This is a genomic window from Blautia sp. DFI.6.71, assembly GCF_020593585.1.
Lineage (GTDB): Bacteria > Bacillota > Clostridia > Lachnospirales > Lachnospiraceae > Blautia_A > Blautia_A wexlerae.
This window is the reverse complement of the sequence record NZ_JAJDMJ010000016.1, coordinates 43,927-66,808: the sequence shown is the minus strand read 5'-3', so window position 1 is coordinate 66,808 and position 22,882 is coordinate 43,927. Positions and strand designations below refer to the sequence as shown.

Here is a 22,882-nt window from a genome sequence, read left to right as displayed (position 1 = left end):
GTCGGATCAGCGAAAATAGATTTCAATGATTGTATCTATATTTTCTCTATTAGCACAATAAATCGGAACCCGGTTCTGTTTCTGGCGAATGACAAGCTGAGAAATCAGTAACAATTGCATATTTTCAATAAAAGGGGAAGAATAAAATAACTCCTGCCATATAAAACAGGAGCTATTCTATATAAGACTGCAATTGTGGGAATTCTTTGCTGTTATCTCTTATGTAGTTTCTTTTAAAGGCGGCAAATGCAGATTCCCGACGGAGCAGTGCCTTTAGTTTTCGCTGTATATATCTGGAATCAGGATTTTTTCTATATGCTTCAAGATTGTCATATAGAAGGTTCATTTCCTTTGTTAGTTCATTGTAGCGCATTGCACTTTTATATGTCCGCATACCAGTGTTGAGAAGATTGAAGGATTCGTAAATGAGCAGAGCAGTTCTTACTGCCATGGAATTATGCTCATCTTTGGCTGAAATTTCAGTTTTTCCATCTTTTAATTTAAACGTCATCATAAGCTCTGGATCATTTTTACAACAGTCTATAATTCCGTCATCATACTTTTTCTGATTTTTTATTCCATTGCAGTGACCGCATGACCAAAACAAATTATTCCAGTCAAATTTTCGTTCAGGGTATTTTCCGTTTTTATGAGGCAAAAGGTGTTCTACTTGAGGATCCTGAAGATTTTTCAGTTCGCAAATGTAGCACTTATCGTGAAAATCTTTTCTCAACCGGGATACAACATCTGGCTGTTCATAGCTTCCGGAAACTTTTTTTGCTTCTGATTCCAAAGAGTCAGGAGCGGGAAAAGAACGTTCTATTTTTACCATCAGATATCCTCCCGTTGTGCCAGTTCTTCTTTTAATTGTTGATATTCTGTGGTGATGTCAAGAGCTAGGTAATCAGGGATTTCATCCAAAAACATTTCCAACTCTGCAATTTTTTCAAAGTCATCATCAGTAAGCTTCGGCTTCTGAACAAGGGTTTTATATTGCTGAAATTTATTTTTTAATGTATCGGATAAGGTATCAACTTGGAAATAACCTTTTACAATTCCATCATATGGTACATCTGACAATCCATTTTCAACAATGATATGATTCTCAAGATCGTAAATTACCACATTGTCCAGGCTGTTAAGCACAAACGGAGAATGCGTTGAGACGATAAACTGAATATTTGGAAACAGGCAGGTTAGGATATGCATGATCTGTTTCTGCAGTTCAAGATGAAGATGCGTTTCGATCTCATCTATAAGTACAATTCCGGGAAGGTCAAATTCAAAAATACGTCCTTTTTTCTTGACCATACGAATCATGAGATCCAGAACAATATCCATGATGGCTGAAAATCCACTGGACATACAGTTGAAATCATAAGGTTCTTTTCCACTCTGGCAGATCATAAAGGAAAACGTATCTTCATTAAAATCTAATTTCAATGTAGTATCCTCAAATATTTGTTGCAAAAGCTTTTCAAACTGGATAAACCAATTATTTATAGAATCTGCTTTCGTGTTATTTGATTTTGCTCTTGCCAATGCTTCTGTCACTTTTAGATCTGCAAGATATTTAACAAACAAGTTTCTGGGAGCATCGTTTAGATCATAGGCATCATTTAGAGAAACTTTTTCTATATGTTCAGGTACTTCAGCCTGAAAGTTTCTGTCACATTTATAGTAAGCTAATAAAAAACTTCCATCGGCATATAGTTCTTTTAAATTTATGTCTGTCTCATTATTAAATGACAGTTTAACAGATGAATTCAGCGTATTGAAATAGGTTAAACAACGTTTTGCTGAATTCAAAGTATAAGGATCCATCTCTTTTGTTTTTGCTAAATTTAAATCTGATACTTGGAATTTCATTTTCAGATAAGCGGCAATGGCATCTAATACACTTGTTTTACCACTTCCGTTTTTGCCGGTAAAAATCAGGTGTCGGGAAATAGTATCAGATAAATTGATAGTGATATCTTTTAAATGGCGTACTTTTTTAATTTCCAGTTTTGTAACAAATAATTTTTCCATATTTCTTTTTTCTCCTGGAGCATTACAGATTAACATGAGTTCATTATAACAAATAACAGGAAGAGTTACTAGAAAAAACTATTGACAAATTAAGACAATCGCTGGATAGATTTTGATAATGTGTGGTACAATTCATTTAATTATCTTCGCAGCAACTGTAGATATACATACAGGGGATGGCAGTATAATTACGCAAATGGATTATTTCACTTTAGCTGTTTCAAGATTGGACCATGGGCTGAATACTTTCCTGTTATCAATGGATGTTCTGTTGAATGCATGCATTCCAATTATCCTAACACACAGGGATTACCAGTTGCAAATAAAATTTTTAATTAAACTTATTTAAGTAATATGCTATAAATAAGTTTGATGTGATGAATATGGAATATAATTTTTCAGAGGATCTGAAGTCTATACGAGAGATTCTGGGATTTTCTCAAAGTGAACTTGCAGAAAAAATCGGAGTAGAACAGGTGACGATCTCAAGAACCGAGCTGAAAAAAACAGAACCATCGGCAAGGCTTTTGGAAGCAGTATATTCGTTTGCATTTGATAAAAACATAAAGATAAACAAATTAAAGGAAATGTTCTGGAGAGATGATTTAGGTGCAAATGAAAAATTGCTTTTTCATGGCGCTAAAACTGAAATTGACGGAGAGATTGATATTCATAAGGGAAGAAAAAATAATGATTTTGGGCAGGGATTTTATACAGGAGAAAGTTATGAGCAGGCAATATCATTTGTTTCAGGGTTTGGCAATTCTTCCGTATATTATATCAGATTTGATGACAGAAATCTGATATGCAAGAGATATGAAGTAAATCAGGAATGGATGATGACGATTGCTTACTATAGGGGAACATTGGATGAGTATAAGGATCATCCGGCAGTAAAGGCACTTATAGAACAGTCACGGAATTGTGATTACATAATTGCTCCAATTGCAGATAACCGTATGTTTCAAATCATTAATTCATTTATTGCCGGAGACCTTACAGATGAACAGTGTAAACATTGTCTTGCTGCCACAAATCTTGGGATGCAGTATATTTTTCTGACTGAAAAGGCTGTATCCCAGATAAAATTAACAGAACGATGCTATATATCAAATAATGAAAGGGAATACTATAAAAATATAAGACTTGAAGAGTCAAAACTGGGTGGTGACAAAGTTAAATTAGCTAAAAGGCAATATAGAGGGCAAGGAAGATATATTGATGAGATTCTGTCATAAAGGGGTGACCAATATATGAAAAGGATGAATAAGGATGGAGTGCTTTTATGTGAACTTCAGGCAACAGCATTTGAAAAGTCAATTGATAAAATGGAGTCAAGTTCAGAGATTTTTATCAGGCGATTTATGAGGAGTCGAATAGCTAAAAGGCTTGATGATGGATCAGTACTGGAAAGTAATATCCAGGCAGAGGATATCCTGCAGCTGGTTAATGAAGAATATGGGTTTTCTAATTATGGTTCTGTGAAATATACCCGTAACGAAATGTATTGGATTGGATATATTTACAGGTATTTTGTAATAACCTACGAATTAACTTCCATGCAAGTCTATAAGATCGTAAAGCCAAAGGAACTGAAAGGGCTGTTTTTGCCATATCATACAATGGATCCATCTCAGGCTATTGAGCGAATATTGGAAGCAAAAGGCCTGTTTACAGATGAAAAAATGGAATTGGAACGTCAGTATGAAATATTCAAAAGAATACGAAATAAAAAAATATAAGGGGCTGTCCTGAAATTCACCAATGTTAAGATTTTCACCGTATGATAAAGTAAAGTTCTTAGCAATATTAATTTCATTTCCGTTTAATATAGCATAAATTTCATCAGCTGGTACTTCCAGTAAATATCCTCTTCCTGTCGGAATCAGCGAAGAGGAATACCTGGTCAACATCCTTAAGGGAAAAGAAAAAATGTCAAGATCAGAAATTGAGAAAGCAGCAGAAATGGAAAAGAGTAAAGCAGTACGTACTCTGAACAGCCTGATTGAAAAGAAAATATTGATGTCAGCTCCAATGAACAGTCTGCGGCACTTGATGATGAAGATGAAGTTATTGGACCTGATAAACTGGAGCTGGTCAAAGGACCTGATAAATCCTCTTATTTGTTAGGTAGTATTACCGGTATAAACACCATTGATCTTACAGGCTTAATATTAAAACTGAGCGATGATACCAAAACCTGCGAAGCAACAATGGATGAATGTCTGTCGGACTGGATGGCTGACTCTATAGGTAACCTGTATACAGGAAGCCTTCTGGACAGCAACTTTAAACAGATTACAGATAATGATTACGATGTTTATCTGGGACCCGGTGAATATTATGCTCTGATAGACTATAGCGAAGGGGTTGATGTGAAAGTTCCCATCTCCATCCGGGTTCCGGATGAAACACCTGTCCTGACAAAAACAGGTCCTGGCAGATATGAAGCAACTTGTGAATTACTGAGAAATCTGTGAAACGTTGAAATATCAGCATTATAGTAATCATCCTGAAAAAAGAATAGTGACTCGCTGATTATCTGTGCGATCATATCTGTATATAAATCTTTTCTTTTCTGAGCTTTGACAGGGTCATCAGAAAGATCATTGATGAAAAAAATATGTTTTTTATAAAATCTTTACACAATGCCGATCAAACTCCTTCCTCTGTTGCTAAATATAAAAAAATATTCAAAGAAAGACCCTGGCTGTTACACGCAGAGTCTTTCTTTTTTAGGAATCTGTATTAATTACCCAAATGGATTATTTAACTTTAGCAGTTTCCAGATTTGACCACTTACTGAATACTTTGTTATCGTTTTCAGAAGCTGATCTGTTCCAGGAATGTACTCCTACATAATATGTTCCTGCAGGAATGTTCTTGAATACAGCTTTGCATACACCTGGTTTAACATTTAATTTTTTGTATTTTCCATACTGATATGGACGTGTCTCGCCATGTTCTTTCTTGGAACCTTTTCCGAGAACTACGTCATATCCTGTAGAGTTAGCGGATTCTTTGTATGTTACAGTGATTGTAGAACCCTTTGTCTTAACACTGAGGATTTCTGGTGTGTCTGGTGTTATTGCAGTTACAGAGAATGGATAAACATTAGACCATTCGCCGAATACTTTCTTACCATTTTCATCACGTTTCCAAGCATGGCAATATGCATAGTATGTTCCCTGCTGAACATATTTAAATGCTGCGGTTGTCTGAACCTGATTCTTAACAACATCGATACGTGCTTCCTTATCTGAAGGATCTTTAGATGTAGAGATTACATAATCATATCCGGATGCACCATCTGCTTCGTCGGAAAGAATTACTGTTGCTTTGTTACCAGATACTTTAACAGTATTGATTACTGGAGCACCAACTTTAACAGCGTCAACATCAACTTCTTTGGAACCAGTATAATTTTTGCTGTCAGCTTTAGCTGTTACAGTTACTTTCTTTCCGTCTTCACTGAATTTAACATCATATTCCTTGGATGGAACAACAACGGAACCATTCATTACGGTTACATTTCCATCTTTATCAACAGTTACGGTTGTGTTCTTAAGATCTTTTGCTACAACTTTCCATGTAAGTTCTACATAAGAACCGTCTGCATCTGTCTTAATGTCTGCACCCCATGATGCAGTATCTAATACATAACCATCTTTTGCATATAATTTTGCTTTTAAAATCTTATCTTTAGCAGTTACGTTAGAAGCATCGCCTACTGTTTCAATCTTATAGTCAGAATCATCTACAAGAGTTTTTCCATTTACAGTAACGGTTACTGTTGGTTTAACTGCGATTCCGCCAGCATATTCAGTATTTGCTACTTTGACATCAGATTTCTTAATAGCAATAGCACCAATCTTAAAGAATCTTGCGTCAGTATAAGTTGTTTTCTTGTCCGCAAATTTGTTATTATCTTTATTTTTGTAATTACCTAATGCATTTACATAGATGGCAGCAACTTCTCCACGAACATTGTTGTAGTATTTAACTTCGTAATCAGTGCCTTCTTTATATTTGGAATCAGCTGGTTTGTAAGTTACTTTATCAAAAGTATGCTCTGTTCCATCATTTGTAAAGATTGGCGCAAAGGATGAAACGCTACTTTCAGATGTAGCTGTTTTATCAAATCCAACAACCTTTCCATCTTTCCAAAGTGTAAAGATTCCATTCTCAGCTAATTCTGCCTGTTCAATATCAAACTTGAATGCATTTGTCCCTTCAAAGTTTGGATTCTTTGCTGTATCTTTAACTGAGAGTGTTCCATTACCTGCTTCTTTACCAGCATTTACATTTGCTGAAGAACTTGCTGGATAGGTAACTTTAAGGTTTTCAGCAGTTGAATCAAGAGTTACATCACCTAGTTTAATGTCATAATCAGCAATTGCAGGAGCAATTTTACTTCCTGAATATGTAAACTTATTAGCAGTAACAGATGCTTTCTTAGGAGTAATAGTCACTTTTGACAAATCTGCCTTATTAATGGTAAACTCTACAGTCTTTGTCTTAGCTGCGCTGTAATCGCCTTTACCTTTGATTGTAATCTTAGCTGTTCCCGCATTTGTTGCATTTACAGTAGATACTACTTCATAATCAACATCTTTTACAAGTGTGCGGTTACCATCTTTTACAACTAAATCAGGTTTGATTTCTTTTCCTGTATAAACGAATGGAGCACCAACTACAGTTACATCTGCGTTTGCAATGGATAAAGTAGCTACTGTTGTATTCTTAGATGCTGTTACACCGCCTGTTAATTGAGAGATGCCATAATTTTTATATGCATCACTTGTTGTGTCAATTTTGTCTGCTTCTTTTACAGTAGTAGTTAACTTTGTTCCATCAACTATTTTACCACTACTGAGAGTGCTAGAATCAGCAGCAAATGTAGTTTTATAGAGTGTATCCGGTACATCAATTAATTTTTCAACTTTTTCAAATTTAACTGTAGATCCAACAGTTTTCTTAGTCCAGGTATATGTCTTAGCCTGTACTTTGATATCGGATTTTTTCAGATATTCAGAAGCCTCTGTCTTAGAACCGTCATAAGCTACTGATTCTGGAACAGTAATTGTAGTTGAAGTAATTTCTGCGGGTTTAATGTCAAATGTACCAATACATTTTTTACCACCTAATGTACTACTGATTCCCTGTAAATAAACGTTGGCTTTACCAACATTAGTGTTGTTTTCATAAATCACCTTATAATCGGTACCAGCTTTCAGAACAACATCAGTAGACCCTTGAATTACAATAGTGCCTAACTGATCGGCAGTTTTTTCAACAGCAGAACCGCCCTGATAGAATTCATCACCTAAGTCAGTTGAAGAATTTAATTCTGTCTTAGCAGCTAACTGACCATCTTTAGTAACTAAAGTAGCATCTGCAATGTTGTTCTGGGCAACATAAAGATTAATAGTCTTTCTATTAATCACATTCTTCGTAGTATCTGTTGGTTTTACAACAACTGTATAAGTACCTTCTCCACCTTTATGGATTGCATCTGTATCAACTTCAATATCCACATTATCCATAAATGTTGTATTAGTGCTAAGAGTTTCTTTTCCTTCTGAGATTGAAAGAAGCTTCTTAATATCTGCTTTAGTGATATTCTTTGATTTCAAAAGTCCAATACTGATATCATCAATTGCACATGTACTTAAATCGCGGGCAACAACAGTAGCTTTCTCTGCTGTAGTATATCCAATACCTTTGCTGGAATCAAATGCACCTACAGCATAGTTACGATTCAACTCGTCATCGCCTGTTTTAGTAATAGACACTTTTACTTTTGCAGAATCACCAGCATTTGTAAGAGTACCATCAACCAGATTAACACTAGTAATTGCTTTAGCCTTTAATGTGTTTCCGGAAATATTGCTCTTTAAGGTAAAATTATCTTCTACATTTGTTAACAGATTAATAGCTGAACCTGTATATTTATACTGAGTCTTCTTTAAGTTAACAGCTAAATCATTTTTTGTCTTATCTGTTAATTCTTTATCAGAATCAGAATATGCAGCAGGTGTTTTCTGGCTAATAGTCATATTAAACGTAAGAGAGCCCTGGTATCCAGGCTTATTAACAGTTGCAGTAACCTTGACAGGTTCACCAGCTTTTGTAGCATTCACAGTATCACCATCATATGTGAAATTGAAATCAGAAGCTGTGATACCAGCAGTAGAAGCATTATAACCTGTAGCATATGTAAGATTTACATCGCTTGCTTTTAATGTTTTTGCTGTACCATCATAAATTAAAGCATTATTCTGGCTGATTCCAGCAACAATACTTGTTACATCTTTTGCAGTAATAGTTACAGCAGGAGTTTCATATGTGAAACCTTCAAAATCTTCGGCAGTTCCCTTGACACCTGTAATTTTAAGAGTAAGTTTTCCACCTAACTGATTCGGTTGTGGTGTAAACGGTTTAATTGCATTTCTAATTGTAGCAGCATCGGCTCCGGTTCCTCCGAGACGTACCTGACCTGAATTAGCCATAGCACTTCCGTTATCATCGGCAGGCTGACTTCCGTCAATCAACCATTCATAATCAAAAACAGTAACATTTTTTCCTTCAGCATTTTTTAATACACTGTCGTTTGCAAGTGAAACTGCTTTACCAATTTCTGCTTTTTCAAAATATAACGCTTTTTCTGTTGCTGCTGTTGCAGTATCTGCAATAGCATCTGTATTCTCTGTAACTTCTGGTGTAGCCTCATCGGAGAATGCGGCTGCATCAGCGGCATCTGTATCTTCTGCAATCGGAGCTTCTGATGTAATTGCAACATCTGCGTCACTTCCATCGCTGAACTCAGCAGCCCAAACCGGCACATTAGAGGTTGCCAGCATTGCAACGACGAGAGACATACTTAAGGTTTTCTTAGCCATGCCTTTCTTCGTATTCTTAATCTTTGTCATGATTATAGTTCCCCTTTCCTTAATATAACTATTTCTTTTTGGGTAAAGATTCCTAGACATAATCTGTCTGTTATGGTTAATAATAGTGCTTTCACCACTTTTTGTCAAGGGTAATGCTCAAGAATTTTACGATTTTTTTAAATTTCATACACTTCAAAAGCATTTATTTTCCTTGATTTTTCAGGTTTAAAATCTATAACTTGTTACAAATGTGGTGAGTTTTTCTTGTTTATCACAAGATGATGTAGTATTCTCTTTTTTACCGATTCTAACAGTTAATCCTGATCTGTTCTGGAAGCTGGCTTACAATCTTTCTTTCTCCGAATAATTTATGATAGAATTCATATCCTGAATTAGAGTCTTCTGTTATTACCAGATCTGGTTGAATATCCTCTTTTGCCTGCAAATTATATAACTGATAAGTTTCATTATATATTCTTTTGGCGTTTTGATATTTCTGACTGTCTCGCTCTTGTCTCATGCCGTAAATTTCTTCAATACTATATGGTAAATGTTCCAGGCTGTCCCTTGTGACCAAAACGAAGTAATTGTCGTTGCCTTTTACCATTCTGGTAAATTCTTTACTGCGTAAAAATGGTGCTCCTTCATCAATAAATATAATGCATTGCTGCAGTGTGGCAAGCCTTTCTTTCCAGGAAGCGTTTTCTATTACTACACATCGTTTTTCACATATTTGGGTAATTCCTGATGATATGCCATTGTTCTCATAATCAGAAATCATTCGAAGGAGTTCTGTTTTTCCTGTTGCAGAATCTCCCTGAATGACAGTGATATTTCTCTTTACTGTAAGATGATAATGAACTCGTTTGTTGTATATCTCAATATCATACTTTCCTGTCATGTTTTATCATCCTCTCAATAATCGGTTTACAATGATTTCGTCATCCAGTTCAAGCATGGAGTGAACCGTTTTTCCTGTGTTTACAATATAGATATCAAATGGCTGTTTTCCAAAGTCCATGATATAGCCCAGGCGAATTGTGATGTCTTTTTGTTCTGCCAGTTTTAAAATCCATTGTGCACAGTTGTTTCCGCAGGCAGATGCGTTAAATATATGATCTGAATCATTTTGCATCAATATCAGAGTTTTTACTCCTCCTGAGAGGCGTTCCGGTGGAATCGGGCCGAGAAATGGACTGTCGATCATGCATGGACCTTTTACCTCTGATCCGTCTATATCTTTGATCATTTTTCTGGAAGTTTCTGATGTGATCCACTCATCTTCATATGTGTTATTGAAGAACACATCAGGATTAAAAATATAATTGTCTCCCGGATTGTCCCCAAAAAATATTTTCAGCATCTTGTATTCCTCCATTCTGTCAAAACTGATTATCTTTTCTTATTTTATCAAAAATATCTTCCTGTTTCCAGCATCACAAAAACAGCAGAGAACTTTTTTATCATTCTCTGCTGTTTCTCTACCATCTGCTTTAAGGTGTTAAAGCAAACATATTATTTCTTTCTGACAATAACCTTATCCAGATGCCAGATATCATCTACATATTCCTGGATAGTTCTGTCGGATGTGAACTTGCCGCTGCATGCTGTGTTGAGGAGCGCTTTCTTAGCCCAGCCTTTTTCGTCTCTGTATGCTGCTTCTACGCGTTTCTGTGCGTCTGCATAGGAACGGAAGTCTGCGAGGATGAAGTAGCGGTCTGCTCTGTCTGTGTTCTTTGTGTTGAGAAGTGAATCGTACAGGTCACGGAAGAGTTCTGTATCATTGGAGAAGGTTCCGTTGATGAGCTGCATCAGTACCTGACGGATTTCTTCGTCTGTGTTGTAGATTACGTTTGGATCGTATCCGCCGTTGTTTTCGTAGTTGATTACTTCGTCGGAGCTTAAACCGAAGATGAATGCGTTTTCTGCGCCAACTTCTTCTACGATCTCTACGTTAGCACCGTCCATTGTTCCAAGTGTAGGAGCACCGTTGAGCATGAACTTCATGTTACCTGTACCGGATGCCTCTTTACTTGCTGTGGAAATCTGCTCGGAAACGTCTGCTGCTGCGAAGATCCACTCAGCGTTGGATACTCTGTAGTTTTCGATGAATACAACTTTGATCTTGCCGTTGATGGAAGCGTCGTTGTTTACTACATCTGCTACGGAGTTGATGAGTTTGATGATCTTCTTGGCTGTTGCATAACCTGCGGATGCTTTTGCACCGAAGATGAATGTTCTTGGATAGAATTCCATTTCCGGATGCATCTTAATCTGGTTGTACAGATAGATAACATGCAGGATGTTCAGGAGCTGACGTTTGTACTCGTGAAGTCTCTTAACCTGTACATCGAAGATGGAGTGCGGGTCTACTTCTACGCCATTGTGCTCAAGGATGTATTTAGCCAGACGCTCTTTGTTCTTGAACTTAATGTTCATGAATTCCTGGAGTGCTTTTTCATCATCTGCGTAAACTGCAAGTTTCTTTAACTGTGGAAGGTCTGTGATCCAGTCCGGTCCGATATGCTCTGTGATCCAGTCTGCAAGGAGTGGATTTGCGTGGAGCAGGAAACGTCTCTGAGTGATACCGTTTGTCTTGTTGTTGAATTTCTCAGGCATCATTTCATAGAAGTCTTTTAATTCCTGATTCTTCAGGATCTCTGTATGAAGGCGTGCAACACCGTTTACAGAGTAGCCTGCTGCGATTGCAAGGTGAGCCATCTTAACCTGTCCGTCATAGATGATAGCCATCTTTTTGATCTTCTCATAATTTCCCGGATATTTTGCCTGGATCTCAAGGATGAAACGACGGTTGATCTCTTCGATAATCTGGTATACACGCGGAAGCAGTCTGGAGAAGAGTTCGATCGGCCATTTCTCAAGTGCTTCGGACATAATTGTATGGTTTGTGTAAGCAACAGATTTTCTTGTTACTTCCCATGCTTCATCCCATCCAAGTCCTTCTTCGTCCATGAGGATACGCATTAACTCTGCTACTGCTACAGTCGGATGTGTATCATTCATCTGGAATGTTACTTTTTCATATAATTTATGGATATCGTCATGTTTCTTTTTATATTTGGCAATTGCTGCCTGGAGGCTTGCAGATACAAAGAAGTACTGCTGTTTCAGTCTCAGCTCTTTACCTGCATAATGATTGTCATTCGGATAAAGAACTTCTACGATATTACGGGCAAGGTTCTCCTGCTCTACTGCTTTCTTGTAATCACCTTTGTCAAAGGAATCAAGCTCGAAGTCTACGATCGGCTCTGCATCCCAGATACGAAGTGTGTTTACTACATCATTGTCATATCCTGTGATCGGCATATCATAAGGAATGGCTTTTACAGCCTGATATCCTTCGTGGATAAATTTGTTTCCGCCCTTTTCAGGATCGTACTCTACTCTTACATATCCGCCGAAGTGTACTTCTTTGGCATATTCCGGACGGCGCAGTTCAAATGGATATCCATTTTTTAACCAGTTATCCGGTACTTCGATCTGGTATCCGTTCTCGATTTTCTGTTTGAACATTCCGTAGTGATAACGGATTCCGCAGCCATATGCTGCGTAATTTAAAGTTGCGAGAGAATCAAGGAAGCATGCAGCCAGTCTTCCCAGACCACCGTTTCCAAGTGCCGGATCCGGTTCCTGATCTTCGATACAGTTAAGGTCAAATCCCAGCTCTTCGAGAGCTTCTTTTACTTCACCGTAAGCGCAAAGGTTGATCAGGTTGTTTCCGAGAGCACGTCCCATCAGGAATTCCATGGACATATAGTATACGATCTTCGGATCCTGTTCGTCATATGCTTTCTGTGTTGCAAGCCAGTTATCAATGATAACGTCTTTTACAGAGTAGCTTACTGCCTGGAAAATCTGCTCCTGTGTAGCTTCTTCAATTGTTTTTCGATAGAGGAATTTTACGTTGTCTTTTACGCTTTTCTTGAATGCCTCTTTCTTGAACATTTCGTTTGTCATTTCATACCTCCCGTAATGGTTTCACTGTTCACTTTATTCTCAGCAATACACCTTGCGGATATTGCCGGTGAACCTCTTCATTCCGTCAACTCTTCTGTTTTCTCATATCAGAGAAATTGGGGGCAAAGAATCTCTGCCTCCAATTTCCTCTCTGAAATCAGACTGTCAAGGATAATGATACTCTTTTTTCGACAGTCTGTCATGTGTATAATTGCCGAATTTTATAACATTTTTTTGTTATCGTGCATTGCGAAAGTAGTATATTTCCTGTGAAATACCTGTAACTTATCATTACCTTGTCAGTAATTGACCGAATGTTGTCAATTACAGTTTCTTAACACCCATAGTTACTGCTTCTTTGTTGATGTTCCACTCTTTCACATAACCATCGGTCTCGCCAAGTACCATTTCGTCTGCAAGTACTTCTGACTTGATCTCATCTTCGTGTGCTTTCATGACATCCTGGATCTTGTCATTTCCGTGAGCGTATACTACGATCTTGTCCATAACTTCGAAGCCGGCTTCCTTACGCATGGTCTGGATCTTGCTGATGATCTCACGTACATATCCTTCTTCGATCAGTTCAGGTGTCAGGTTTGTATCCAGGACTACGGATGTTTCACCGTCAGATTCGGATACATAGCCTTCTGTCTGTGCTGTTTCAATAAGAAGGTCTTCTTCTGTAAGCTCTACATCGTTTCCGTTGATATCCAGTTTCAGGACACCGTTGGTTCTCAGTTCGTTCATTGCTGCTGTTCCATTGATGTCTGTGAGAGCCTGTCTGATTCCTCCAAGGAGTTTACCGTATTTCGGTCCTACTGTACGAAGCTGTGGTTTGAAGCTGTAGGAGATAAAAGATTCTACATCATCTGCGAATTTCACTTCTTTGACATTCAGTTCATCTGCGATAATGTCAGTGTAGAATTCACTCATTTTCTTCTCAGCTTTTACATACATGGTTCCGATCGGCTGACGGTTCTTGATGTTTGCTGTATTTCTGCAGGCACGTCCCAGAACTACGATCTCCAGAAGCTCTTTCATGTCTGCTTCCAGATCTTTGTCGATCCATGCTTCGTTTACAGTTGGGAAGTCGCAGAGATGGATACTCTCAGGAGCATCTTTGTCCACGCTTCTTACCAGATTCTGATAGATGTCTTCTGTCATGAACGGGATCATCGGAGCTGCTGTCTTGGCAATGGTTACCAGTGCATGGTACAGAGTCATGTAAGCATTGATCTTATCCTGCTCCATTCCCTTTGCCCAGAAACGTTCGCGGCTTCTTCTTACATACCAGTTACTCATCTCATCTACGAATTCCTGAAGTGCTCTTGCTGCTTCCGGGATCTTGTAGTTAGCCAGGTCATTGTCAACTGCCTGAACAGTTGTATTTAATCTGCTGAGGAGCCATTTGTCCATAACAGGAAGCTGATCATAGTTCAGTTCATATTTGGTCGGGTCGAAGTTGTCGATGTCTGCATATAATACGAAGAATGCGTAAGTATTCCACAGTGTGCTCATGAATTTACGCTGTCCTTCCACAACTGCCTTGCCATGGAAACGGTTCGGAAGCCATGGAGCACTGTTGATGTAGAAGTACCATCTGATGGCATCTGCGCCGTATTTGTTCAGTGCATCGAATGGATCAACTGCATTTCCTTTGGACTTACTCATCTTCTGTCCGTTCTCATCCTGAACATGTCCCAGAACGATTACGTTCTTGTATGGTGCTTTGTTGAAGAGCAGTGTGGATTCTGCAAGGAGTGAGTAGAACCATCCACGGGTCTGGTCTACTGCCTCGGAGATAAAGTTTGCAGGGAACTGCTGCTCAAATAATTCTTTGTTTTCAAATGGATAATGATGCTGTGCGAAAGGCATTGCTCCTGAGTCGAACCAGCAGTCAATAACCTCCGGTACACGATGCATTTCTCCACCGCACTCCGGACACTTCAGTGTGATCTCATCGATATATGGGCGGTGAAGCTCTACTGTCTTGGCTCTCTCATCACCGCTCATCTCGAATAACTCCTGACGGCTTCCGATGGAATGCATATGTCCGCATTCACACTGCCAGATGTTCAGTGGTGTTCCCCAGTAACGGTTACGGCTGATACCCCAGTCCTGAACGTTTTCAAGCCAGTCGCCGAAACGTCCTTTACCGATGCTCTCAGGGATCCAGTTGATTGTATTGTTATTTCTGATCAGGTCATCCTTAACTGCTGTCATCTTGATGAACCAGGATTCTCTTGCATAGTAGATCAGTGGTGTGTCACATCTCCAGCAGTGTGGATAATCATGCTCGAATTTCGGAGCATCGAAGAGCTTGCCTTCTTTGTCCAGATCTGTGAGGACCATAGGATCTGCTTTCTTTACGAAAACGCCTGCGTATGGTGTCTCTTTTGTCAGGTTACCCTGTCCGTCTACAAACTGTACGAATGGCAGTTCATAGTTACGTCCGATTCTGCTGTCGTCTTCACCGAATGCAGGTGCGATGTGAACGATACCTGTACCATCACTCATAGTAACGTAGTTATCACAGGTTACGAAATGAGCTTTCTTTTTCTGTTTTGCTGCTGCCTCTCCTGCACATGCGAAAAGCGGCTCGTATGCTTTGTATTCCAGGTCTGTTCCTTTGTAGGTTTCCAGAACTTCATATGCTTTCTCGCCTTCTTCTTTTGCAAGCTTGCCAAGGACTTTGTCAAGGAGTGCTTCTGCCATATAATAGGTATATCCGTCTGCTGCCTTTACTTTGCAGTAAGTCTCATCCGGGTTTACGCAGAGTGCAACGTTGGACGGAAGTGTCCATGGTGTTGTTGTCCATGCAAGGAAGTATGCATCTTCACCAACAACCTTGAATCTTACAACTGCGGAGCGCTCTTTTACAGTTTTGTATCCCTGGGATACTTCCTGTGCGGAAAGAGGGGTACCGCATCTTGGACAGTAAGGAACGATCTTGAAGCCTTTATACAGAAGCTTCTTGTTCCAGATTTCTTTTAATGCCCACCATTCGGATTCAATATAATCGTCATAGTAAGTTACGTATGGATGTTCCATATCAGCCCAGAAACCAACAGTAGAGGAGAAATCCTCCCACATTCCTTTGTATTTCCAGACGCTTTCCTTACACTGTTTGATGAATGGCTCCATACCGTATTCTTCAATCTGCTCTTTGCCATCCAGACCAAGTTTCTTCTCTACTTCCAGCTCTACCGGAAGTCCGTGGGTATCCCATCCTGCTTTACGCGGAACCATGTAGCCCTTCATTGTACGGTATCTCGGAATCATATCCTTGATTACACGGGTAAGTACATGGCCGATGTGCGGTTTGCCGTTTGCAGTGGGCGGTCCATCATAGAATGTATAGGTTTCTCCTTCTTTTCTGTTCTCCATACTTTTCTCAAAGATATGGTTTTCTTTCCAGAATTCTTCTACTTTTTTCTCACGGTCTACAAAGTTTAAGTTCGTATCAACTTTCTGGTACACAGTAATTTACCTCCTGTTTAAATTATTTGTATCAGACACCTGAAAATATGCAGGACGTTTATATACACTGAAAAATATTTCCGGTGTCCTTTAAGAACGAAAATAAGCCCATAAAAAAATCGCCCTTTTGTAAAAGGACGAAGGTTTATTGACGTTCGCTATACCACCTGTTACATTGTACGGGCATCCTCTGCCGATACATGAATCTTTTAACGGGGATTTCCGTCAGCTCTTACCTGTCTGTACACCCTTCAGAGCTGCAACTCCGGAGTGATCTTCACTGCATTTACTCACCACCGGGCTCACACCCTCCCCGGTTCGCTGTCTGCTTTCCCCTGCAGTTACTCTCTCCATCAACGTTTTTGTGGACATATCATTTATTTAACTATGCGGATTCATTATAAGGTCACAAAATTCACTGTGTCAAGTATTTTTTTGAATATTAGGGTAATCCTGTTACTGTTTAATAACACTGGTTACTGTCAAACTCCCGAACAGTAACACACTGTTAACATACTATCATATAAATTTTACACAGGCATTGTAATTAATGATATAATAAGGTAGAATATTTTGTCCGAACGTCATTTAAAACGATGTACTAGAGCGTGTCTAAAAAATCATTCCCGCAATCTGCACGCCCCACTTTGCGGTATATTTCACCCGAATTCAGTTGCCGTAGCCCGCTACGGCGCCCTCATCCGGGCAAAATATACCACAAATTGTGACGCACATCTTGCAGAAAGCCTTTTTCAGACACGCTCTAGGATATGGAAAGCAACTACTATGTATATTTAATGAAGGGTAATTTCAAATGTTTAAAACAAAATTTCATAAATTAATGAAACGTTTCCTCACCGGAATGCTTTGTGCAGGGATTCTGACCTCCCAGCCTGCAGTCACTTACGCTGCCGAGACCTCTGCCACTCCTGAAGCCGGTCATTCAGAAACCTATTCACAGGCCTCAGATATCGATTCTGTCAAAGGATGGCCCACAGGTCCTAATATCGAGGGACAGTCCGCAGTGCTGATGGATGCAGTCACTGATACTATTCTTTATTCCAAGAATGCCAAGGATAAGCTATATCCCGCCAGTATCACTAAGATCATGACCGCTCTTCTGGCCTGTGAATATCTGGATATGGACGATACGATCACCATGTCGCAGGAAGCGGCTTATGGGATTGAGGCCGGAAGCTCCAGCATTTACGCAGAAACAGGAGAGGTTTTCACAGTAGAGCAGGCCCTGATGGCTCTGATGCTGGAATCCGCCAATGAGATGGCTCTTGCTCTGGCAGAAAAAACAAGCGGTTCTGTAAAGAAGTTTGTTGAACTGATGAACCAGAGGGCAGCTCAGCTGGGCTGTAAGAACACCCATTTTAATAATCCAAATGGTCTTCCGGATGAGACGCATTATACCACCGCAGGTGATATGATGAAGATTGCTAAGGCAGCCTGGTATAATCCTAGATTCCGTAAATTTGTGACCACACAGGTTTATGAGATTCCTCCGACTAATAAGCAGTCTGAAACCCGTTATCTTCTCAATCACCATAAGATGATGCCCGGACAGTCTTATGCATACGATGGGGTTCTGGGAGGAAAGACCGGATACACCGATGCAGCGGGAAGTACGCTTGTCACCTATGCCAAGAGAGGAAATTCCATTCTCATTGCAGTTGTGCTGAATTCTACAAACGGTGCTTTTCCTGATACAACTTCTCTGCTGGATTACGGCTTCGACAATTTTGAAAAAGTAGACTTGAATATAGATACCGATCCGGTACCGACAGTATTTCTCCCATGCGAAAAGCACCTGTTAAAGGACTGGAATAATCTGTGTTCCTTCTATTATATGAGGCATGTGTACGTAACTGTCCCCACAGGAACCGATGTGAGCCAGCTTGTAAAGAAGCAGAAACTTCTGAACAATTCTGTCGGTCCAAAGCGAATTAAAAGTAAATATTATTTAGACGGCCATATGGTCGGATATGGAATGCAATATGAGAAGGAGATCCTTTCAGATCTCCTTCTCAACGCTTCTTTTTAGTTTTCGCCTGAGGCGGAGGACTTCTTTTCTTTCACGAAGTTCTTCCGCTTCTTCTGTATCTGTGAAACGCAATGTCTTCACAGCGAAATATTTCTCATCTTCTGTTTTTCGGATACGGATCTTGCCTCTTATCAGTCCATGTTCTTCACAATTGGATATGCTGTAATAAACCTTTGGATTATTCATAAACCATCGGAGTTTGCGCTTTGCAGGCAGATGACAGACCGGACATCTGGTGCTGGTCACCTCGCGGTCTTTCATGATTCGCTCTCTTGTGGCAAATTCTCTGGATACATATTTGTCATGATCCGGATAGGAAATATGTATCTCGTCTTTTTTCTTCTTTGGATTCTGGTAAACATCCAGTGACGGATGATTGATGATGATTATATTATTTATTTTCTCCAGGACTTTCGCTGTATACCAGGCATCTGCAAGCGCCCGGTGAAATCCCCTGGATTTCTCTATTTTCAGCTCATCGATCGCATGCTCCAATGCACACCTGTGTGTACCGTCATCATAACTGATACTGTATAGTTTCTGCACATCATAATAAGTCACAGGTCCGGGAAGCAGATCCAGCAGGCTATAGAACTTCATATTTCTCTGAAGTTCCATCACGTCCTGATTTCCCCAGGTAAAAAAGTACCAGTCTTCTCCGCACCAGTCAATAAATTCCCTGACTGCCTGCTCAAAGGGCACTCCTTTCATTAGATCTTTATAATCTACATGAATTACCTCATGGATGCTGTCATGAATCCATTTATAGACCTGTGGTTTGATCAGTCGGTGAAAATGATCCGTTATTTCTTTTTTGCTGTTTACTTTTACAGCCCCAATCTCGATAATCTCAAATGGAAGCCTGTCGTTACGTGTTTTCTTTCCCGAAGGATTCTGATTCCATTCCAGGTCAAAGACAATATAGTTCATTCATCCGGTCCTTTTTGTTTATTACTTTTTCGAATTTATTTTCCACTGCTGATAAACATATTATTTCACAATCTTCAGTTCATACTGTCTGGTTCCCAGACCAATCTTCTCTGCCTGATCCAGTGTTGCCTGCCATTCAATGTTCGGGTTGGAATCTTTGAAATGGTCGTGGTGGCAATGCCAGTCAGGTTTTGCCAGGTGTTCTCCAAGCTGGCTGTTCTCGATCGGAGTTGCTTTCAGACAGGCATCTGCGCAGGCCTGGTCCAGAGCAACCGGGTCAAAGCTTGCAAACATTCCGATATCAGGAAGGATTGGTGCATCATTTTCGCCATGGCAGTCACAGTTCGGGCTGATATCCTGAACAAGCGCTACATGGAAATGCGGACGGCCATGACAGACTGCCTGTGCATATTCTGCCATCTTACGGTCAAGAAGTTCATTCGCACTGCTGTTTGGATTGTATACGGCATCAAAACCGCAGGCTCCGATACAACGGCCGCAGCCTTTACATTTATCATAATCAATGACTGCTTTTTTATTCGGATATGTAATCGCATCACTTCCGCACTCTTTCGCGCAGCGACGGCATCCGCGGCAAAGTTCTTCATTTACTGCAGGTTTTCCGCTGGCATGCTGTTTCATCTTACCTGCGCGGCTTCCGCATCCCATTCCGATATTCTTCAGTGCACCGCCGAAGCCGGTTGCTTCATGTCCTTTGAAGTGGCTTAAGCTGATAAAAATATCTGCATCCATGATCGCATGTCCGATCAGTGCAGTCTGACAATATTCACCATTAACTACCGGTACTTCTACTTCGTCTGTACCGCGTAAGCCATCACCGATGATGATCTGGCATCCTGTTGAAATGCTGTTAAATCCGTTGAGATTTGCGCACTCCAGATGCTCCAGTGCATTCTTACGGCTTCCCGGATAAAGAGTGTTGCAGTCTGTGAGGAACGGAAGTCCTCCCTGCTCTTTACAGAGATCAGCTACTGTTTTTGCGTAATTCGGGCGCAGGAAAGCCAGATTGCCAAGTTCTCCGAAATGCATTTTAATAGCCACGAATTTTCCATCCATATCAATGTCTTTGATTCCGGCTGTAACACAGAGTTTCTTCAATTTATCAAGCTGGCTGGTGCCAACCGGACATCTGAAATCAGTAAAATAAACGGTTGATTTCTCCATCGTTTTTTCCTCCTGTTTTTATTGATCAAAATTTGATTTTCTTTTTTATTTTATCACAAGATGCAGGTTCTTTTCGAGATATTTTTTTGCTTACATCTGTTCGTAAAATTTTGTCACCTTTTTGTATTCTGCAGGCAAAGTGATCTGCTCTACCACAACATCTCCATCTTCTGCATTGTGGTAACGGTAAATGTAAACGCCTTCCTGGATCTCATCTCCTTCAATCAGAGAAACTGCCAGATATCCCTGTCCTTCAAATTCAAAGGTATCCATGATCGCAAAATCCCGTTCTGTTCCGTCAGATACCGGGATGCTGATTACTTCATATTCTTCCATAGTATGTTTTCCTTTCATTCATAAGCAGTCTTATTCTTATTTTCGCTGTTTTTTATTGTAGCAAAGAGTGTTAATTATATCAATCCTATTTAACCGAATCAAGTAAGTCGTTACTGTGAACGGAGTGAACAGTAACAGTAAGGCCCCTGCGGGTTACAAAAAGAAAGACTGCACCTCCAATGAGCACAGCCTTTCCGGTTTAGTATATTTTATTCAGTTCTGCTTACAATTGCTTATGCCATGATCGGTTTTAATGCTTCTGCAAGCTTCTCTTTCTCAGCTTCTGCCTCTTCCAGGTTCTTGCCGAGAGTTGTGTAATAGATCTTGATCTTTGGTTCTGTTCCGGATGGGCGGACAACTACTGTCTCGCCGTTATCCAGCTTGTAGATCAGTACGTTTGCTGCAGGAAGTCCTGTTTCTTCCGGTTTCTGGTAATCTGTTACTTTTACGATGGCATGACCTGCGATCTCTGTGAGAGGTTTATCACGAAGTCCCTGCATCAGAGCTGACATCTTATCCATTCCGCTTAATCCCGGGAATTCGAAGCTGTCTACTTTGTTCAGGTAACGTCCGTACTGTGCATAAATCTCTTCCATTCTCTGTTTCAGGGAACTTCCGATGCTTCTGTAATATGCAGCCATTTCACAGATCAGCATAGATCCGATAACAGCATCCTTGTCACGTACATATGGGCCTGCAAGGTATCCGTAGCTCTCTTCAAATCCGAAGATAAATCTGTCTACTTCATCTGCTGCTTCAAGCTGTGCGATCTGATCGCCGATCCACTTGAATCCTGTAAGTACGCTTCTGAGTTCTACTCCATAGTGCTCTGCCACTGCATCTGCAAGTGGTGTGGAAACAATGGATTTCACTGCTACCGGGTTCTTTGGCATTGTACCTTTTTCGATACGGCCTGCACAGATATAGTCAAGAAGGAGTACACCTACCTCATTACCTGTTACCAGTTCATAGGAACCATCCGGGCATTTCATTGCGATACCAACACGGTCTGCATCCGGGTCAGTTGCAAGCATTAAGTCTGCACCTGTTTCTTTTGCGAGGTTTAATCCAAGCTCCAGAGCTGCAAAGATTTCCGGGTTCGGATAACTGCAGGTTGTGAAGTATCCGTTAGGATATTCCTGTTCCGGAACGATTGTGATATCTGTAATTCCGATATCTTTTAATACCTGAGTTACAGGTACAAGTCCTGATCCGTTTAACGGGCTGTAAACCAGTTTCAGCCCTGCTGTCTTGCAGAGACCCGGACGAACCTGACGGGATTCGATAGCTTCATAGAGAGCCTGCTTGCAGTCATCTCCTACAAAACGGATCTTTCCCTGTTCTACGCCTTCTGCGAAAGACATATATTTCGCACCTGTAAGTACGTCTGTTTTCTGGATCTCTTCATATACAATGGCAGCTGCATCGTCTGTCATCTGGCATCCGTCAGGACCATATGCTTTATATCCGTTGTACTTAGCCGGGTTGTGGGATGCTGTTACCATAATACCTGCATTGCATTCATAGTAACGTGTTGCAAAGGAAAGTGCCGGTACAGGCATCAGTGCGTCATAAATTCTGACATTGATATCATTTGCCGCCAGTACGCCTGCTGCTGTTTTTGCAAATACATCACTCTTAAGACGGCTGTCATAGCTGATGGCTACTGTCTGATTACCGCCCTGTGTTTTTACCCAGTTCGCAAGTCCCTGTGTTGCCTGGCGAACTACATAAATATTCATACGGTTGGTTCCGGCTCCGAGAACTCCGCGAAGTCCGGCTGTTCCAAATTTCAGCGCTACTGCGAAACGATCTTTTATCTCTTCATCATTTCCTTCGATTTTGGATAATTCCGGATTAAGATCCGCATCCTGCAGATCTGCTGCCAACCAACGTTTGTATTCTTCCTGATACATTTTGACCACTCCTGCCTTATTTTTTAGATTTTTTAAGATATTTCCATAATATCATAAATCAGACAAATCAGCAACAAAACAGC

Annotated in this window: 17 protein-coding genes, 1 pseudogene and 1 other annotated feature; of the genes and pseudogenes, 6 read left to right on the top strand and 12 right to left on the bottom strand. The window is 40.1% G+C overall.

From position 1 onward, the window contains the following. Window positions 1-172: 172 nt before the first annotated feature. The gene (locus tag LJE12_RS08970) at window positions 173-832 is read right to left on the bottom strand and encodes a hypothetical protein (RefSeq protein WP_055059007.1); all 660 of its coding nucleotides are present in this window, start codon (window positions 830-832) and stop codon (window positions 173-175) included. Continuing rightward, the gene (locus LJE12_RS08965) at window positions 832-2,031 is read right to left on the bottom strand and encodes an AAA family ATPase (RefSeq protein WP_055059008.1); all 1,200 of its coding nucleotides are present in this window, start codon (window positions 2,029-2,031) and stop codon (window positions 832-834) included. The genes LJE12_RS08970 and LJE12_RS08965 overlap by 1 nt, the downstream gene beginning before the upstream one ends. 377 nt (window positions 2,032-2,408) lie before the next feature. Here LJE12_RS08965 and LJE12_RS21060 point away from each other — a divergent pair. The 5 genes and pseudogenes from LJE12_RS21060 to LJE12_RS08945 form a co-directional block, all read left to right on the top strand. Beyond that, window positions 2,409-2,555, top strand: a pseudogene (locus tag LJE12_RS21060) (helix-turn-helix transcriptional regulator); the annotation flags it as partial. 3 nt (window positions 2,556-2,558) lie between these two features. After that, window positions 2,559-3,269, top strand: coding sequence for a DUF3990 domain-containing protein (locus tag LJE12_RS08960; protein WP_331466119.1), 711 nt, complete (start codon window positions 2,559-2,561; stop codon window positions 3,267-3,269). A gap of 15 nt (window positions 3,270-3,284) precedes the next feature. After that, a complete protein-coding gene (locus tag LJE12_RS08955; RefSeq protein ID WP_055059010.1) occupies window positions 3,285-3,773 on the top strand; it encodes a hypothetical protein in 489 nt (162 codons plus the stop codon). A 190-nt stretch (window positions 3,774-3,963) separates the two neighbouring features. Next, window positions 3,964-4,161, top strand: a complete 198-nt coding sequence (locus tag LJE12_RS08950) for a hypothetical protein (protein WP_118576278.1) — start codon at window positions 3,964-3,966, stop codon at window positions 4,159-4,161. After that, window positions 4,155-4,511, top strand: a complete 357-nt coding sequence (locus LJE12_RS08945; RefSeq protein WP_118576280.1) for a hypothetical protein — start codon at window positions 4,155-4,157, stop codon at window positions 4,509-4,511. The genes LJE12_RS08950 and LJE12_RS08945 overlap by 7 nt, the downstream gene beginning before the upstream one ends. A 285-nt stretch (window positions 4,512-4,796) precedes the next feature. Here the strand turns inward: LJE12_RS08945 and LJE12_RS20020 are convergent, their stop codons facing one another. The 6 genes from LJE12_RS20020 to LJE12_RS20610 form a co-directional block, all read right to left on the bottom strand. Beyond that, the gene (locus tag LJE12_RS20020) at window positions 4,797-8,963 is read right to left on the bottom strand and encodes a hypothetical protein (protein WP_255610798.1); all 4,167 of its coding nucleotides are present in this window, start codon (window positions 8,961-8,963) and stop codon (window positions 4,797-4,799) included. Between the two features lie 268 nt (window positions 8,964-9,231). Beyond that, window positions 9,232-9,825, bottom strand: coding sequence for a hypothetical protein (locus LJE12_RS08935; RefSeq protein ID WP_195302987.1), 594 nt, complete (start codon window positions 9,823-9,825; stop codon window positions 9,232-9,234). A gap of 6 nt (window positions 9,826-9,831) precedes the next feature. Beyond that, on the bottom strand, window positions 9,832-10,287 hold the full coding sequence (locus tag LJE12_RS08930; protein WP_118569709.1) for a DUF4869 domain-containing protein: 456 nt from the start codon (window positions 10,285-10,287) through the stop codon (window positions 9,832-9,834). A 152-nt stretch (window positions 10,288-10,439) separates the two neighbouring features. After that, window positions 10,440-12,902: a glycogen/starch/alpha-glucan phosphorylase gene (locus LJE12_RS08925; protein WP_119253212.1), complete on the bottom strand. Its 2,463-nt coding sequence runs from the start codon at window positions 12,900-12,902 to the stop codon at window positions 10,440-10,442. Between the two features lie 324 nt (window positions 12,903-13,226). Next, complete coding sequence (gene ileS / locus LJE12_RS08920) at window positions 13,227-16,382, bottom strand: isoleucine--tRNA ligase (protein ID WP_227226876.1); 3,156 nt, start codon at window positions 16,380-16,382, stop codon at window positions 13,227-13,229. 130 nt (window positions 16,383-16,512) lie between these two features. Next, window positions 16,513-16,748 (bottom strand) — a binding site (T-box leader). Between the two features lie 303 nt (window positions 16,749-17,051). Next, window positions 17,052-17,117 (bottom strand): DUF6783 domain-containing protein, encoded by a 66-nt coding sequence (locus LJE12_RS20610; protein ID WP_320055409.1) that lies wholly within the window; start codon window positions 17,115-17,117, stop codon window positions 17,052-17,054. Window positions 17,118-17,196: 79 nt separating this feature from the next. Here LJE12_RS20610 and LJE12_RS08915 point away from each other — a divergent pair, with 79 nt between their 5' ends. Continuing rightward, a complete protein-coding gene (locus LJE12_RS08915; protein ID WP_227226875.1) occupies window positions 17,197-18,432 on the top strand; it encodes a D-alanyl-D-alanine carboxypeptidase family protein in 1,236 nt (411 codons plus the stop codon). Here LJE12_RS08915 and LJE12_RS08910 read toward each other — a convergent pair. From LJE12_RS08910 to LJE12_RS08895, 4 genes are all read right to left on the bottom strand, one after another. Further along, window positions 18,403-19,362 (bottom strand): 3'-5' exonuclease, encoded by a 960-nt coding sequence (locus LJE12_RS08910; protein ID WP_227226874.1) that lies wholly within the window; start codon window positions 19,360-19,362, stop codon window positions 18,403-18,405. The two genes, LJE12_RS08915 and LJE12_RS08910, sit on opposite strands and share 30 nt — an antisense overlap. Window positions 19,363-19,422: 60 nt before the next feature. After that, entirely contained in the window at window positions 19,423-20,547 is a 1,125-nt protein-coding gene (locus LJE12_RS08905; protein WP_008707773.1) for a DUF362 domain-containing protein, read from the bottom strand. Window positions 20,548-20,637: 90 nt separating this feature from the next. Beyond that, on the bottom strand, window positions 20,638-20,883 hold the full coding sequence (locus LJE12_RS08900; RefSeq protein WP_026649908.1) for a DUF1292 domain-containing protein: 246 nt from the start codon (window positions 20,881-20,883) through the stop codon (window positions 20,638-20,640). A gap of 233 nt (window positions 20,884-21,116) precedes the next feature. Further along, entirely contained in the window at window positions 21,117-22,799 is a 1,683-nt protein-coding gene (locus LJE12_RS08895; protein ID WP_055053573.1) for a phospho-sugar mutase, read from the bottom strand. Window positions 22,800-22,882: the final 83 nt, after the last annotated feature.